Source organism: Citrobacter amalonaticus Y19, assembly GCF_000981805.1.
GTDB lineage: Bacteria > Pseudomonadota > Gammaproteobacteria > Enterobacterales > Enterobacteriaceae > Citrobacter_A > Citrobacter_A amalonaticus_C.
This window is the reverse complement of the sequence record NZ_CP011132.1, coordinates 3,188,429-3,203,893: the sequence shown is the minus strand read 5'-3', so window position 1 is coordinate 3,203,893 and position 15,465 is coordinate 3,188,429. Positions and strand designations below refer to the sequence as shown.

Sequence of the window (15,465 nt, the reverse complement as noted above, 5' to 3'; positions counted from 1 at the left end):
GTTCGCATCCCCGTAGCGCCATCCGGCAAACCGGGATAGATGACTGCGGGAACGGCTTAATGACATTAAACAATCACTCCGGCGTACAGCTACGTATTCGCGGCAAAGTCCAGGGCGTCGGCTTTCGTCCCTTTGTCTGGCAACTGGCGCAGCAGCTTCAGTTGCATGGCGACGTCTGTAATGACGGCGACGGCGTGGTGGTACGATTGCTGGAAGATCCCGCGCCGTTTATTAGCGAACTGCATAGTCACTGTCCGCCGCTTGCGCGTATCGACAGCGTGGAGAGTGAGCCATTTCACTGGGGGCAGCAGCCCGCGGAGTTCAGCATCCGCCAGAGTGCGGGCGGTGCGATGAACACCCAGATTGTGCCCGATGCCGCCACCTGCCCGGAATGTCTTGTCGAAATGAACACGCCCGGTGAGCGGCGTTATCGCTATCCGTTTATCAACTGCACCCACTGTGGCCCGCGTTTTACCATTATCCGGGCGATGCCCTACGACCGTCCATTTACCGTGATGGCGTCTTTTCCGCTCTGTCCGCAATGTGACAAGGAGTATCGCGATCCCGGTGACCGACGTTTTCACGCCCAGCCGGTGGCTTGCCCGGCGTGTGGTCCGCATCTGAGCTGGCTGAGCGGCGAACGGCAGGCGGAAAAGGACGCGGCATTGCAGGCTGCGGTTGAGATGCTGAAGGCGGGGGGCATTGTCGCGGTTAAGGGCATCGGCGGATTTCATCTGGCCTGCGATGCGCGAAACGGCGATGCGGTGGCAACCCTTCGCGCGCGTAAGCGCCGTCCGACAAAACCGCTGGCGGTGATGCTGCCCGATGATAACGGCTTGCCGGATGCGGCCAGCCGGCTGCTGAAAACACCCGCCGCGCCGATTGTGCTGGTGGATAAACAGCACGTCGCCTCGATGTGTGACGGCATTGCCCCGGGGCTTGCGGAAGTTGGCGTGATGCTGCCTGCCAATCCGTTGCAGCATCTGCTGCTCCAGGAGCTGAACGGTCCGCTGGTGATGACCTCCGGCAATCTCAGTGGCAAACCTCCGGCCATCAGCAACGAACAGGCGCTTGACGATTTACAGGACATTGCCGAAGGTTTCCTGCTGCACAATCGCGACATCGTGCAGCGAATGGACGACTCCGTGGTGCGTGAAAGCGGCGAAATGCTGCGGCGCTCGCGGGGATATGTTCCGGACGCGCTGGCGCTGCCGCCGGGCTTTCGCGACGTGCCGCCGATGCTCTGCCTGGGGGCGGATCTGAAAAACACCTTCTGCCTGGTGCGCGGTGAGCAGGCGGTGCTAAGTCAGCATCTTGGCGATCTCAGCGACGACGGGATCCAGCATCAGTGGCGTGACGCGCTGCGGTTAATCCAGAACATCTATGACTTCACGCCGCAGCGCATTGTTCGCGATACCCATCCGGGGTACGTCTCCAGCCAGTGGGCCAGCGAGATGAACCTGCCGACAGAGCGTGTGTTGCATCATCATGCCCATGCTACGGCTTGTCTTGCCGAGCACGGCTGGCCGCTGGACGGCGGCGATGTCATCGCCCTGACGCTGGACGGAATCGGAATGGGCGAAAACGGCGCGCTGTGGGGCGCAGAGTGTCTGCGGGTGAACTACCGTGAGTGCGAACATCTTGGCGGACTGCCCGCCGTGGCGCTTGCCGGTGGCGATCTCGCCGCGAAGCAGCCCTGGCGTAACCTGCTAGCGCAGTGTCTGCGTTTTGTGCCGGACTGGCAGCGCTATCCAGAAACTGCCGTCGTGCAGCGGCAGAACTGGAGCGTGCTGGCGCGGGCGATTGAGCGTGGGATTAACGCGCCGCTGGCCTCGTCCTGTGGGCGTCTGTTTGATGCGGTTGCCGCAGCGCTGAACTGCGCGCCAGAATCGCTCAGCTATGAAGGTGAGGCCGCCTGCACGCTGGAGGCGCTGGCGTCGCAATGCGCGGGCGTTAAACACCCGGTGACGTTGCCGCTGGCGGGTAATCAACTGGATCTGGCAATCTTCTGGTCGCAGTGGTTGAACTGGCAGGCAACGCCCGTCGAACGCGCGTGGGCCTTCCACGACGCGCTGGCGCAAGGGTTTGCGGCAATGCTGCGCGAACAGGCCGTCGCGCGTGGCATCGACACGCTGGTGTTCAGCGGTGGGGTGATGCACAACCGGTTACTGTCGGCGCGTCTGGCGTATTATCTGGCGGATTTCACGCTGCTGTTCCCGCAGCAGTTACCGGCGGGTGATGGCGGATTGTCGCTGGGGCAGGGGGTGATTGCCGCGGCGCGCTGGCTGAACCAGCGCGATATGCCGGATGGCGACGCGTAGCGTCTTATCCGGCCTACAATGCGCCACATGCCGTAGGCCGGATAAGGCGTAGCCGCCATCCGGCACCACGTCATTTACATGGGCAGCGTTTTCAACAGGGCGAAAGCCTCCTTCATCCTGTCTTCGCTCACCACGAAGGCGCAGAGTTGCCCTTCAGCGTTCATCCCTCTGGCAACCATCCCGTCAGATTCTGCGGCAATGTGCCAGTTCAGATCGCGACGCTGGGTTTCCCCTGCCAGGTGCAGCGGCAGTTCCGGCGTTTTGATTTTGACCAACATGGCGGGCAACTTCAGCGGCGCGTTGCCGCCGAGCAGGTTTTTCGCCAGGTACATGGCGCTGAGCTGAATCGGCTGCAGGAAGGGCAATACCTGACCGTTGATCTCCGCGCAGTCGCCGAGGGCGTAAATATCCGGGTTGCTGGTTTGCAGGAAACTGTCGACACAAACGCCGCGATTGAGCGTTAGACCGGCACGACGCGCCAGCGCCGTTTCCGGACGCAGGCCGGTGGCGGCAATCACCACATCGACGTCAATGCAGCGTCCACGATCGAACGTTGCGCGAATACCGGATGCGGTTTTCTCCAGCCCCTGCAACTCTGATTTCAGCAGCAGGTGCACGCCCATATCGGTAAGACGATGCTGTAAGCGACTGCTCACTTCTGGCGGCATCAGCGAGGCGAGAAGGCTGGCGGCATTATCAATCAGCGTGACCGCTTTACCCGCACGGCAGAAATCCATCGCCAGTTCGGTACCAATCAATCCGCCGCCGACAATCAGCACCCGTTGAGCGTCGCGCAACTGCGTTTCACCGGCGCGGTACTCCTGCTGACTGTTCAATGTGAGCATTAACTCACGTCCTGGCACCGGCGGGACAAAGGCTGAAGCGCCCGTGGCCAGCACCAGCTTGTCATATTGCCACTGCTTATCCTGGCTTTTTACCACGTGGGCATCGGCATCAATGTCGGTGACCCAGGTGTGCGGAAAGAGACGCAGCGTAAATTGTTCGGCAAATTCCCCCGCCGACTGGCGAGTGAGATCGTCGGCGTGCTGCGCCTGGCTTATCACATGGCTGAGATCGGGTTTGTTGTACTCATCCATGCTGTCAGCGGCAATCAGGGTTAACGGAACATCGGCGTCCTGCTTGCGAATGTTTTTAACTAACTGGCGGGCGGCGAAGCCCGAACCAATGATGACGATTCCCCGACTCATTTTGCCTCCGTTGCCAACACGTCGAAGACGTCTTTGCCTAATGAACATTCTGGGCACAGGAAGTTGTCTGGCACATCGCTCCACGGCGTACCCGGCGCGACGTCCTGCAACGGTTCACCTTTTGCCGGATCGTAAATCCACTGGCACACACTGCACTGCATGCTCGGACCGAGGTCGGCTGCCGTTGCGGCGGCGCAGGCGCACGCTTCTTCTTTGGTCGTCGCTTTCACTGTCGCTTCCGGCAGCGGCGTGAGCGCCCACTGACGCGCGATGTCGCGACCGTGCTGGCGGCACAGTTCCAGCGCGTCGATGTCCGGACGCCATTTAGCTTTCAGGCTCAGGGACATGTCAAAACCGGCATCCTGTAAACGGGTGGATAAGCGGTCGACCGCACCGCCGCTCCAGCCGTGGGATCCAAAGGCGCTGGCGCGTTTGTTACGAAAACGCAGCCCTGTCATCTCTTCCACCAGACCGGCGATTTTCGGCATCATCACGTTGTTCATGGTGGAGGTGCCGACCAGCACGCCTTTCGAGCGGAAGACGTTGGTCAGGATTTCATTTTTATCGCTGCGGGCGACGTTAAAGATTTTCACCGCCACGTTGGGGTCGACTTCGTTAATCCCCTGAGCTATTGCATCTGCCATCATGCGGGTGTTATTGGACATGGTGTCGTAGAAAATCGTGATCCTGTCTTCCTGATAATCCGCCGCCCATTTCAGATACAACTCAACAATCTGGGTCGGATTATCGCGCCAGACCACGCCGTGAGAGGTGGCAATCATATCCACCGGCAGGTTGAAGCCGAGGATTTCGGTAATTTTGGGCGTCACCAGACGACTGAACGGGGTCAGGATATTGGCGTAATAGCGCTGGCACTGCTCGAACAGTTCGGTCTGATCCACTTCATCGTTAAACAGGCGTTCGTCACAGTAGTGCTGGCCGAAAGCGTCGTTACTGAACAGGACGGCATCGCCGGTCATATAGGTCATCATGCTGTCCGGCCAGTGCAGCATTGGGGTTTCCACGAAGATCAACTGCTTGCCGTTGCCGATATCCAGCGTGTCGCCGGTTTTCACGACGTTAAAGTTCCACTCAGGATGGTGGTGGTGGCCGGTAATCGAGTCAATCGCGTTGGCGGTGCAGTAGATGGGCGTATCCGGGATCTGCATCATCAGTTCGGTCAGCGCCCCGGCGTGATCTTCTTCCGCATGGTTGATAATGATGTAATCGATGTCTGCGAGGTCGATTTCATTACGCAGGTTCTGCACAAATTCGCGGCTGAATTTATGATCGACGGTATCGATCAGGACATTTTTTTCCTCACGGATGAGATAGCTGTTGTAGCTGCTGCCGCGCAGCGTTTTGTATTCAGTTCCGTGGAAATCACGCACTTCCCAGTCACGTTGGCCAACCCAATGAATGTTATTTTTAACCAGAATAGACATAGCAACCTCAATTAATTCAGCGTTGTTCAAATTAGTTGTTTTGCTTATTGCAGGTCGCATGCCAACTTTTTAATTTATTGATTTACAATAAAATGTTGTTCCTATACTCACTTAATGGTAGTCAAAAAGACTACCCCTGACACAGTCAATATGACACCATGAATTGTCAAAATGACAGTGAGGACACCATGAGTTTTTCCGTTGATGTGCTGGCGGGTATCGCCATTGAATTACAGCGCGGAGTGGGTCATCAGGACCGGTTTCAACGTCTGATTACCACGCTGCGTCAGGTGCTGGAGTGTGACGCCTCTGCGCTGCTGCGTTATGAGGCGCGCCAGTTTATCCCGCTGGCGATTGACGGTCTTGCTCGCGATGTGCTCGGCAGGCGTTTTACGCTGGAAGGGCATCCCCGACTGGAGGCCATCGCCCGCGCCGGAGATGTGGTGCGCTTTCCGGCGGACAGTTCCCTGCCCGATCCGTATGACGGGCTGATCCCGGGGCAGGAGAGCCTGAAAGTGCACGCCTGCATTGGGTTGCCGCTTTTTGCCGGGCAGAACCTGATCGGTGCGCTGACCCTCGACGGTATGGCGCCAGACCAGTTTGATGTTTTCAGTGATGAGGAGTTACGACTGATCGCCGCGCTGGCCGCTGGTGCGCTCAACAATGCGCTGCTGATTGAACAACTGGAAAGCCAGAATATGCTGCCGGGTTCGGGCACCGATTTCGAACAGGTCAAAGAGACGCAGATGATTGGCCTCTCGCCGAACATGATGCAACTGAAAAAAGAGATCGAGATTGTAGCCGGCTCCGATCTCAACGTGTTAATCAGCGGCGAAACCGGCACCGGGAAAGAGCTGGTGGCGAAGGCGATTCACGAAGGTTCGCCTCGTGCGGTCAACCCGCTGGTTTATCTGAACTGCGCCGCGCTGCCGGAAAGCGTGGCGGAAAGTGAACTGTTTGGTCATGTAAAAGGCGCGTTTACCGGGGCCATCAGCAACCGCAGCGGCAAGTTTGAAATGGCCGATAACGGCACGCTGTTTCTTGACGAAATTGGGGAACTGTCGCTGGCGCTACAGGCGAAACTGCTTCGCGTGTTGCAGTACGGCGATATTCAGCGTGTCGGCGATGACCGCAGTCTGCGCGTGGATGTGCGTGTGCTGGCGGCGACCAACCGCGATCTGCGCGAAGAGGTGCTGGCGGGACGTTTTCGTGCCGATCTGTTTCATCGCCTGAGCGTGTTTCCGCTTTCTGTCCCTCCGCTGCGAGAGCGCGGTGAGGATGTGGTGCTGCTGGCGGGCTATTTTTGCGAGCAGTGCCGACTGCGGCTGGGGCTTTCCCGCGTGGTGCTCAGTCCGGGCGCGCGCAGCCATCTGTTGAATTACGGCTGGCCGGGTAATGTGCGTGAACTGGAACATGCCATTCATCGGGCGGTGGTGCTGGCGCGGGCGACCCGGGCCAAAGACGACGTCGTCCTGGACGTGTCGCATTTCGCGTTACAGGAGGAGGCGATGACGTCGCTGCCGGAAGTGGCGGCGGATATCCCGCGCAATCACAATCTGCGTGACGCGACGGAGGCTTTCCAGCGGGAAGTGATTCGCCAGGCGCTGGCGCAAAATAATCACAACTGGGCGGCCAGCGCGCGGGCGCTTGAAACGGACGTCGCCAACCTGCACCGGCTGGCGAAGCGTCTTGGGCTGAAGGATTAGATAATCCCGGCCTGGTAGAAATCCTGCAGGTTGATGGCGCCGGTGAGTTTACCGGTTTCATCCACCACCGGTGCGGCGGTGATTTTGCGCTTCATCAGGATCTCTTTGGCATCAATCGCCCGGCTTTCTGACTGCAAGGTGATGCCATTGTGGGTCATCGCTTCACTGACCGGGGTGGTGAGCGCGCCGCCGCCAACCAGCCAGCGACGCAGGTCACCGTCGGTAAAGACGCCTTTCACCTGCATCTGCTCGTCGCAAACGGCGACCAGCCCCAGACCGGTACGGCTTAACTCCAGCATCGCGTCCATCACGCTTGTGGCGAGTTGAACCTGCGGGACGGCATCGTCGCGGCGCATCAGGTGATGCACTTTATTGAGCAAACGCGCGCCCAGCGCACCGGCCGGATGCGAGCGGGCAAAATCTTCTTCATTGAAACCGCGTGCCTGCATGACCGCCATCGCCAGCGCGTCGCCCATCATCAGGGTATTGACGGTGCTGGACGTCGGTGCCAGGTGCATCGGGCAGGCTTCGCGCTCAACGGAAATATCCAGCACGGCTTTCGCCGCCAGGCCCAGCGGTGAATGGGGTTTGCCGGTCATGGCCAGCAGGGCGATGGACTTATCTTCCAGGCGAGGGATGATGAGATCCAGCTCTTTTGCGCCGCCGGAATAGGAGATGAACAACATCACGTCGCGGCTTTCGATCATCCCCAGATCGCCATGCAGCGCTTCGGCAGGATGCACAAAAAAGGCCGGAGTGCCGGTACTGGCGAGCGTCGCGGCGATTTTCTTACCAATATGACCCGACTTGCCGATACCCGAGACAATCACTTTGCCTTCGCAATGGATAATGATATTGGCGGCGCGGATAAAGTCATCGCCCAGACGTTCCGGCAGACGGCTTGCTTCCTGTAATTCCAGCATTAACGTCTGACGTCCCGCGTTCAGTAGTGCATCACTCATTGGTTTCTCCGGTTATGATCACTTCAATCCCCTTTTCTTCCAGCGCCTGACGAAATGCGGGATCAATGCCCGCGTCGGTAATCAGTTTGTCGACGCTTTCCAGACTGCATACAACATTCGGACTCTTGCGACCAAACTTTGATGAGTCAGCCATCAGAATGACTTCTCGAGCGGCATTGCACATCGCTTTACTGACGGTGTAAACCTCATTAAAGGTGGTCACGCCCGCACTGAGGTCAATGCCGTCAGTGCCCATGAAGAGTTTATCAAAACTGAACTGCTCAAAGGCGTTTTCCGCGAGTTGTCCGTGAAAGGAGGCCGATTTTTTACGGAATGTTCCGCCGGGCATCAGGATGGTTTGTTCGTTGTCTAACTCGGACAGCGCGTTGACAATATGCAGGCTGTTGGTCATGACGGTGATATTGCTAAAGCGGGTAAGCATCGGCACCATCTGTAGCACGGTGCTCCCGGCATCCAGAATGATGGAGTCGCCATCGTGGATAAAGTGGACGGCTGCTTCAGCAATACGTTCTTTCTTGAGCGTATTGATCAGCGTTTTGTGATCGATAGGCGGATCGGACTCCTCTTTATTTAACATCACGCCGCCATAGGTACGAATGACGGTTTCGGCATTTTCCAGAACGACAAGGTCTTTGCGAATGGTTGTGCCCGTGGTGTCAAAGTACTGGGCCAGTTCTTCCACTGAGCATTTCCCCTGCTTTTGCAGATGCTCAAGAATAGCGGCCTGACGCTGACGAGGTTTCATTGGTGTAATTACCCTGAATTAAATTTGCGAAATGATAATTTCGCAAGCTATTAGCATTCACAACGAAATTACCCATGTTTCAGACTAAGCGCCAATGATAGTGCATTCTGCGATAACGGATCATGGGGAAAGATCACATCAGGCTGTAATTCATTCAAATGTTTGCCCTGAATGGCGGCGATTTTGCCTGGTCTGGCGAATACGGTGAGACCTTTCATAAACAACGTATCGGTGACCCGACGATCGTCATCGAGTGCGACCGCGACAACGACGCGCGGTTTAAAACGTCCTCCCGAACGCCCCACGCCGACACGTCCCTGTAGGCAAAGTTGGTCAAACGCTTTGTTAAAGCGCGATATTTGCCAGTACCCCAGCGCCAGTTGCGCGCACCAGGCAATGACGGCGACGGTAACGAGTGCGGATACCATATTGTGCTCCTTTTATTTTGCCGGATGGCGGTTTCACCTTATCCGGCCTACGGGTAAGCCCGGTAAGCATAGCGTCACCGGGCTGCACCCATTAAAACATCACCTGCCCACCGGTTACGTTGATTGACTGTCCGGTGCAGTACGACGCTTTCTGGCTGGCATAGAATAACAGCATATTCAGCACATCCTGATAGTCGCAGCCGCGCTTCAGCGGAACCTTATCAATGTAATACTGCTCCACTTCGTCAGGTTCAATACCCAGCTTGGTGGCGTACTGCGGCAGCAGCGACTGGAACATCGGTGACTTCAGCAGGTTGCCAAGCATCAGCGAATGCACGGTAATGCCATATTCCGCCAGATCCAGCGCCAGCGACTGCGTTAATCCCACGCCGCCAAACTTCGCTGCGCTGTAGCCGGAGTTGTGTTTGCTACCCACTTTTCCGGATTTGGAGTTGATCTGAATAATGCGTCCCTGAATACCATCGCGGATCATCAGACGAGAGAATTCACGTGCGCAGAGGAAGTAGCCCACCAGGTTCACCTGCAGCGAGCGGTCAAAATCGCCGAGCTGGAAGTCACTGATAAATGCCGCTTTGGCGATACCCGCGCTGTAAACCAGCAGATCCACGCGGCCAAAAATTTCATCCACGCCGCGAGAGAGCGCGAGCACGCTCTGTTCGCTGGTGGCGTCGGCGCCAAAACCGTAGGCCATGCCTTCGCCAAATTCTGCGTTAATCTCCTGTGCGACGTTCGCGGCTTTATCACTCTGAATGTCCACAACCGCAACGCGATACCCTTCTGCTGCAAGCCCACGGCAAAGGAATGCCCCCAGGGTCTGTCCTCCACCAATGACAACGGCAACCTGATTCATTTTTCTCTCCTTAAGCGACAAACTTCAAAATACAGCCCGGCGCGATGTCGTCCGGTACTGGCCCCGCAACGTGCACGGTGCCGGGAAATTCCGCTTCGCTCTGTCCGTCGAAGCGCAGGGTGATATGCCCCAGTTCACGTAAATTCTGTTCGGCCACGCTGCCGACGGCGGTGACCGGATAATGATGCTGACCCAGTTCGAACTGCGCACCGGGTTGCAGCGGGCCGTTCAGTTCGCCATGACAATGGATAAAGCAAAACTCCTCGATATCCGCAGGCGCGCCTTCACGAAAGGTAATCAGCATCTGGTCGCAGAGGGCATCCGGTGCGCTCTGTCCGATACGGGTGATGGTGGTCTGATAAATAACGGTCATGTCGAAACCTCTTATTGATAAATAAAGCCGGAAACAAACCAGGCGATGAGAACAGTAGGCGCACCGGTCAGGAAGCGGCTCACCAGTACCGACGGTACACCGACGCGAACCGTGTCCTGACGCGCTTCTGCCAGTGACAGACCGACCGGGATAAAGTCGCAGGCCGCCTGGGCGTTGATGGCAAACAGCGCGGGCAGCGCCAGGTGTGGCGGGATGTTGCCCAGACCAATTTGCACGCCGATCAGGACGCCGATAACCTGCGCAATCACCGCGCCAGGGCCGAGGAACGGCGACAGCAGCGGGAACGAACAGATCAGCGCCAGCGTCACCAGACCCAACGGATGGCTGGCAAGCGGCGCCAGGCCGTGGGCGATCCAGTCGCCAAGACCCGAGGCCATGATGATGCCGATCAGCGCCGAGACGAATGCCATGAACGGAAGAATCGTTTTCAGTACCGTATCAATGGTGTCGCGACCCGACTGGAACAGCACGGCCACCGCCGACCCCATCCCCATCCCGACTTTCGCCAGCAGGCCATCGCTCTGTTCCGTGATCTTTTTACTGGCGTCGTAATCGCGTCCGGCGGTGGTACTTGCCGGTTGTTGCTGCGGCTGCGGCTGTGCTGCAGTAGAGGCGTCGCCCACCACGGTAATGTTGTCTTCCCTGACGCCAGAGACATAGATGTCTTCGACGATGTACTGGGCCAGCGGGCCGGATTTCCCGGTTGAGTGAATGTTCACGGTCGGGATACGGCGTTTGGGATAGATCCCGCAGCGCAGCGTCCCGCCGCAGTCGATGATGGCGACGCCAATTTCATCTTCCGGCGGCTCACCCTCTTTAAAGCCGTCGACAGCCTGCCAGCCGGTTAACTGCGCCAGCTTGTCGACAATCGCCGGGCGCGTGCCTGCGGTGATATAGACAATTTTCTTGCCGTCGGTCACGTCCAGCTCTAACGGGCCACCCCAGCCGCCAGTTCCTCGTTCAATACGAATACGCGTCATGATGTTGCTCCTGCAAGGTGGACTTTCTGCTCAAGTTGGATACCCATCTTTTTCTCAAAGATGGAGGTTGTGAGGTCCGTGACCCAGCCACGAAAGAAGTTGGTGACCAGACCGACCAGCAAATAGCTCACGGCCAGCGGGCCGAGCGGGAGACCTAGCGTGGTCAGGCCGCTGGCAATACCGAGATAAACGAACAGTTCGCCGGGGTTGATATGCGGGAACAGGCCGTTCATCGAGTGACAGCTGTAAGAGGCTGCCGCGTAGTAGCTGGGCTTGTATTTCTCTGGCATAAAGCGGCCCAGACTCAGGGTCATGGGGTTACAAAACACAAACGTGCCAATAAAGGGCAGAATCAGGTAACGGGATAATGGGTTCCCGGCACAGCGCTGAGCGAAGCGTTCGATTCGCTGCTGGCCGATAAAGTTGATCAGCGCATTCATGATGACCAGCAGGCTGATCAGCAGTGGAAGAATACCGGTGACCATGCCGGTAAACACCTCTCCACCTTTCTGGAACAGCCCGATGAACCACTCTGCTCCATGTGTAATGGTTTCGATCATTGTTCTCTCCTGTAGGGATTTTTAGTTATCTTGCGAATGGGTGACTTATTTTAATCAGATTGAAAGATATAAAAGTGTTATTTTGATCTCAAAATGAAAGTAAAATATTTTAAGTTGAAAGTTTTTGTGGAAAGGAAAGAATGTGCTGACGATCAAATGAGGGGAAGTGATACGTAAATTGTGTGACGCCGCGCGTCTGGCGCTTCCTTGTATGGCGGGGGATGCTTTACCATACTCCTTCTCTGGCTGAATCTGTTTAATGGATGTCTCATGTTCAAGCGTCGTTATGTAGCATTACTTCCCCTGTTTGTGTTACTTGCTGCCTGTAGTAGCAAACCGAAACCCCAAGAGCCTCAAACGACAACGGGGACGCCTTCCGGCGGTTTCCTGCTTGAGCCCCAGCACAACGTTATGCAGATGGGCGGCGATTTTGCCAACAACCCAAACGCGCAGCAGTTCATCGATAAGATGGTGAACAAGCACGGTTTTAATCGTCAGCAGTTGCAGGAGATTCTGTCTCAGGCGAAACGTCTGGATTACGTTTTACGTCTGATGGACAGGCAGGCGCCCACCACGCAGCCGCCAGCCGGGCCTAACGGCGCATGGCTGCGCTACCGCAAACAGTTCATTACTCCGGATAACGTGCAAAACGGCGTGGCGTTCTGGAATCAGTATGAAGACGCGCTGAACCGCGCCTGGCAGGTTTATGGTGTCCCGCCGGAGATCGTCGTGGGCATTATTGGCGTGGAAACCCGCTGGGGCCGCGTGATGGGAAAAACGCGCATTCTGGATGCGCTGGCGACGCTGTCGTTTAACTATCCACGTCGTGCGGAGTACTTCTCTGGCGAACTGGAGACGTTCCTGCTGATGGCGCGTAACGAACAGGATGATCCGTTAGATCTGAAAGGTTCCTTTGCTGGCGCGATGGGGTACGGACAATTCATGCCGTCGTCCTATAAAGAGTACGCGGTGGATTTCAATGGCGACGGCCACATCAACCTGTGGGATCCGGTCGATGCCATCGGCAGCGTGGCGAATTACTTCAAAGCGCACGGTTGGGTGAAAGGCGACACAGTGGCGGTGATGGCGAACGGTCAGGCACCGGGACTGGCGAATGGCTTTAAAACACAGTACAGCCCTTCCCAACTGGCGGCTGCCGGATTAACGCCGCAACAACCGCTGGGCAACCATCAGCAGGTGAGCCTGTTGCGACTGGATATCGGCACCGGTTATCAGTACTGGTACGGCCTGCCGAACTTCTATGCCATTACCCGCTACAACCACAGCACCCATTATGCAATGGCGGTATGGCAGTTGGGTCAGGCGGTGGCACTGGCGCGCGTGCAGTAACGATTTTTACCCAGGGGAGTTTCAGCTTCCCTGGGCTTCACTCGTTTTTTCGGAATCCCCCTCGTAAAATTGTCACCTCATCCCCATCTCTGTCGGGAAAGTGCTATCTTGTCCGGCATATTTTTTTAACTGACAGAGGCTGATATGACTGACAGTGAACTGATGCAGTTAAGTGAACAGGTTGGGCTGGCGCTGAAGGCGCGCGGTGCGACCGTGACCACCGCAGAGTCCTGCACCGGTGGTTGGGTGGCGAAAGCCATTACCGATATTGCCGGCAGCTCCGCCTGGTTCGAGCGCGGTTTTGTCACCTACAGTAACGAAGCGAAATCACAGATGATTGGCGTGCGCGAAGAGACGCTGGCGCAGCATGGCGCGGTCAGTGAGCCGGTGGTGGTTGAGATGGCGATTGGCGCGCTGAAAGCGGCACGCGCCGATTTTGCTGTCTCCATCAGCGGGATTGCCGGACCCGATGGCGGTAGCGAAGAGAAACCGGTTGGCACCGTCTGGTTCGCCTTCGCTAGCGTGCGCGGAGAAGGGATTACCCGTCGGGAATGCTTTAGCGGCGACCGTGATGCGGTGCGTCGACAAGCCACGGTTTATGCGTTGCAAACCCTGTGGCAACAATTTCTACAAAACACTTGATACTGTATGACCATACAGTATAATTGCGACAACAGTATAGAATTCACTATCCGGCTTCAGCTGGCATGACAGGAGTAATTAATGGCTATCGACGAAAACAAACAGAAAGCGTTGGCGGCAGCGCTGGGCCAGATCGAAAAGCAATTCGGTAAAGGCTCCATCATGCGTCTGGGTGAAGACCGTTCTATGGACGTGGAAACGATCTCCACCGGTTCGCTTTCACTGGATATTGCGCTGGGCGCAGGCGGCCTGCCGATGGGCCGTATCGTCGAAATCTACGGGCCGGAGTCTTCCGGTAAAACCACGCTGACGCTACAGGTGATTGCCGCTGCGCAGCGCGAAGGCAAAACCTGTGCGTTTATCGACGCAGAACACGCGTTGGATCCAGTCTATGCGCGTAAGCTGGGCGTTGATATCGACAATCTGCTCTGTTCTCAGCCGGACACCGGTGAACAGGCGCTGGAAATCTGTGACGCGCTGGCACGTTCTGGTGCCGTTGACGTTATCGTTGTCGACTCCGTGGCGGCGTTGACGCCGAAAGCGGAAATCGAAGGCGAAATCGGTGACTCTCACATGGGCCTCGCAGCACGTATGATGAGTCAGGCGATGCGTAAACTGGCCGGTAACCTGAAGCAGTCCAACACGTTGCTTATCTTCATCAACCAGATCCGTATGAAAATTGGCGTGATGTTCGGTAACCCGGAAACCACCACCGGGGGTAACGCACTGAAATTCTACGCGTCTGTTCGTCTGGACATCCGTCGTATCGGCGCGGTGAAAGAGGGCGATAACGTGGTGGGCAGCGAAACCCGCGTGAAGGTGGTGAAAAACAAAATCGCGGCACCGTTTAAACAGGCTGAATTCCAGATCCTTTACGGCGAAGGCATCAACTTCTATGGTGAACTGGTTGACCTGGGCGTGAAAGAGAAGCTGATCGAGAAAGCCGGCGCATGGTACAGCTACAACGGCGAGAAAATTGGTCAGGGTAAAGCGAATGCAACAGCCTGGCTGAAAGACAACCCGACGACCGCGAAGGAAATTGAGAAGAAAGTCCGCGAAATGCTGCTCAATAACCAGGATGACAAACCCGCTTTCACCGTTGATGATGGTGAAGGCGTTGCGGAAACCAACGAAGATTTTTAATCGTCAGGTGTCCCCCATCCGGATAACGCAGAACTGCCATCCGGCAAAAAGTTGAATTACACTCAAGGGCTGCATTGATGCAGCCCTTTTGCATTTCTGATTTTGAAGGTTGTTATGAGTGAACCCACACCGCGCCGACCCGCGTATCCCCGGCTGTTAGATCGCGCAGTACGTATCCTCGCGGTTCGTGACCACAGCGAACACGAGTTACGACGCAAACTTGCCGCCCCGGTGATGGGGAAGAATGGGCCGGAAGAGATTGATGCCACGGCAGATGATTATGATCGGGTGATTGCCTGGTGCTACGAGCATCACTATCTCGATGACGAACGGTTCATCGCCCGCTTTATCGCCAGCCGCAGCCGTAAAGGGTACGGTCCGGCGCGTATCCGTCAGGAGTTGAATCAAAAGGGCATTGCCCGTGAATCGACTGAAAAAGCGATGCGGGAATGTGAGATTGACTGGTGTGCCCTCGCGCGCGACCAGGCGACTCGCAAGTACGGTGAACCGCTGCCTGGCGCTTTTTCGGAAAAGGTTAAGATACAGCGATTTTTGCTTTATCGCGGGTATCTGATGGAGGATATTCAGGAAATATGGCGAAATTTTGACGATTGAACGCATACGGGATTTTACTTCCCCGTAAAGAAAACTTATCTTATTCCCACTTTTTCCGTTCGGGTGATGGTTGT

General features: G+C 56.6%; 15 protein-coding genes. 6 read left to right on the top strand and 9 right to left on the bottom strand.

Annotated elements, in window-relative coordinates; genetic code table 11:
• Positions 1 to 59: 59 nt before the first annotated feature.
• The gene (gene hypF, locus F384_RS14750; protein ID WP_046486385.1) at positions 60 to 2,321 is read left to right on the top strand and encodes a carbamoyltransferase HypF; all 2,262 of its coding nucleotides are present in this window, start codon (positions 60 to 62) and stop codon (positions 2,319 to 2,321) included.
• 74 nt (positions 2,322 to 2,395) lie between these two features.
• Here hypF and norW read toward each other — a convergent pair whose 3' ends face one another.
• Both norW and norV read right to left on the bottom strand, forming a co-directional pair.
• Positions 2,396 to 3,529 carry an NADH:flavorubredoxin reductase NorW gene (gene norW / locus F384_RS14745; RefSeq protein ID WP_046486384.1) on the bottom strand — a complete coding sequence of 378 codons (1,134 nt, stop codon included), beginning with the start codon at positions 3,527 to 3,529 and terminating at the stop codon, positions 2,396 to 2,398.
• Positions 3,526 to 4,974, bottom strand: coding sequence for an anaerobic nitric oxide reductase flavorubredoxin (norV, locus tag F384_RS14740; protein ID WP_046486383.1), 1,449 nt, complete (start codon positions 4,972 to 4,974; stop codon positions 3,526 to 3,528). The genes norW and norV overlap by 4 nt, the downstream gene beginning before the upstream one ends.
• Positions 4,975 to 5,162: 188 nt before the next feature.
• On the opposite strand from norV, the gene norR reads away from it, so the two are divergent.
• Complete coding sequence (norR, locus tag F384_RS14735; protein ID WP_046486381.1) at positions 5,163 to 6,680, top strand: nitric oxide reductase transcriptional regulator NorR; 1,518 nt, start codon at positions 5,163 to 5,165, stop codon at positions 6,678 to 6,680.
• Here norR and gutQ read toward each other — a convergent pair.
• The 7 genes from gutQ to srlA form a co-directional block, all read right to left on the bottom strand.
• Positions 6,677 to 7,642 carry an arabinose-5-phosphate isomerase GutQ gene (gutQ, locus tag F384_RS14730; RefSeq protein ID WP_046486380.1) on the bottom strand — a complete coding sequence of 322 codons (966 nt, stop codon included), beginning with the start codon at positions 7,640 to 7,642 and terminating at the stop codon, positions 6,677 to 6,679. The genes norR and gutQ overlap by 4 nt on opposite strands.
• Positions 7,635 to 8,408 carry a glucitol operon DNA-binding transcriptional repressor SrlR gene (gene srlR / locus F384_RS14725; RefSeq protein WP_046486378.1) on the bottom strand — a complete coding sequence of 258 codons (774 nt, stop codon included), beginning with the start codon at positions 8,406 to 8,408 and terminating at the stop codon, positions 7,635 to 7,637. Before srlR ends, gutQ begins: the two co-directional genes overlap by 8 nt.
• 68 nt (positions 8,409 to 8,476) lie before the next feature.
• Positions 8,477 to 8,836, bottom strand: coding sequence for a transcriptional regulator GutM (gutM, locus tag F384_RS14720; RefSeq protein ID WP_046486377.1), 360 nt, complete (start codon positions 8,834 to 8,836; stop codon positions 8,477 to 8,479).
• A 91-nt stretch (positions 8,837 to 8,927) separates the two neighbouring features.
• Positions 8,928 to 9,707 carry a sorbitol-6-phosphate dehydrogenase gene (gene srlD / locus F384_RS14715; protein ID WP_046486376.1) on the bottom strand — a complete coding sequence of 260 codons (780 nt, stop codon included), beginning with the start codon at positions 9,705 to 9,707 and terminating at the stop codon, positions 8,928 to 8,930.
• A 10-nt stretch (positions 9,708 to 9,717) separates the two neighbouring features.
• Positions 9,718 to 10,080, bottom strand: a complete 363-nt coding sequence (srlB, locus tag F384_RS14710) for a PTS glucitol/sorbitol transporter subunit IIA (protein WP_046486374.1) — start codon at positions 10,078 to 10,080, stop codon at positions 9,718 to 9,720.
• Positions 10,081 to 10,091: 11 nt separating this feature from the next.
• On the bottom strand, positions 10,092 to 11,081 hold the full coding sequence (locus F384_RS14705) for a PTS glucitol/sorbitol transporter subunit IIB (protein WP_046486373.1): 990 nt from the start codon (positions 11,079 to 11,081) through the stop codon (positions 10,092 to 10,094).
• The gene (gene srlA / locus F384_RS14700) at positions 11,078 to 11,641 is read right to left on the bottom strand and encodes a PTS glucitol/sorbitol transporter subunit IIC (RefSeq protein WP_046486371.1); all 564 of its coding nucleotides are present in this window, start codon (positions 11,639 to 11,641) and stop codon (positions 11,078 to 11,080) included. The genes F384_RS14705 and srlA overlap by 4 nt, the downstream gene beginning before the upstream one ends.
• Positions 11,642 to 11,911: 270 nt before the next feature.
• Between srlA and mltB the strand changes: the two genes are divergently transcribed.
• The 4 genes from mltB to recX all read left to right on the top strand — a co-directional run bounded on the left by mltB (position 11,912) and on the right by recX (position 15,391).
• Positions 11,912 to 12,991, top strand: a complete 1,080-nt coding sequence (gene mltB / locus F384_RS14695) for a lytic murein transglycosylase B (protein WP_046486369.1) — start codon at positions 11,912 to 11,914, stop codon at positions 12,989 to 12,991.
• Positions 12,992 to 13,135: 144 nt separating this feature from the next.
• Entirely contained in the window at positions 13,136 to 13,633 is a 498-nt protein-coding gene (gene pncC / locus F384_RS14690; RefSeq protein WP_046486367.1) for a nicotinamide-nucleotide amidase, read from the top strand.
• 81 nt (positions 13,634 to 13,714) lie between these two features.
• Positions 13,715 to 14,776, top strand: a complete 1,062-nt coding sequence (recA, locus tag F384_RS14685) for a recombinase RecA (RefSeq protein ID WP_046486366.1) — start codon at positions 13,715 to 13,717, stop codon at positions 14,774 to 14,776.
• A gap of 114 nt (positions 14,777 to 14,890) precedes the next feature.
• A complete protein-coding gene (gene recX / locus F384_RS14680; RefSeq protein WP_046486364.1) occupies positions 14,891 to 15,391 on the top strand; it encodes a recombination regulator RecX in 501 nt (166 codons plus the stop codon).
• Positions 15,392 to 15,465: the final 74 nt, after the last annotated feature.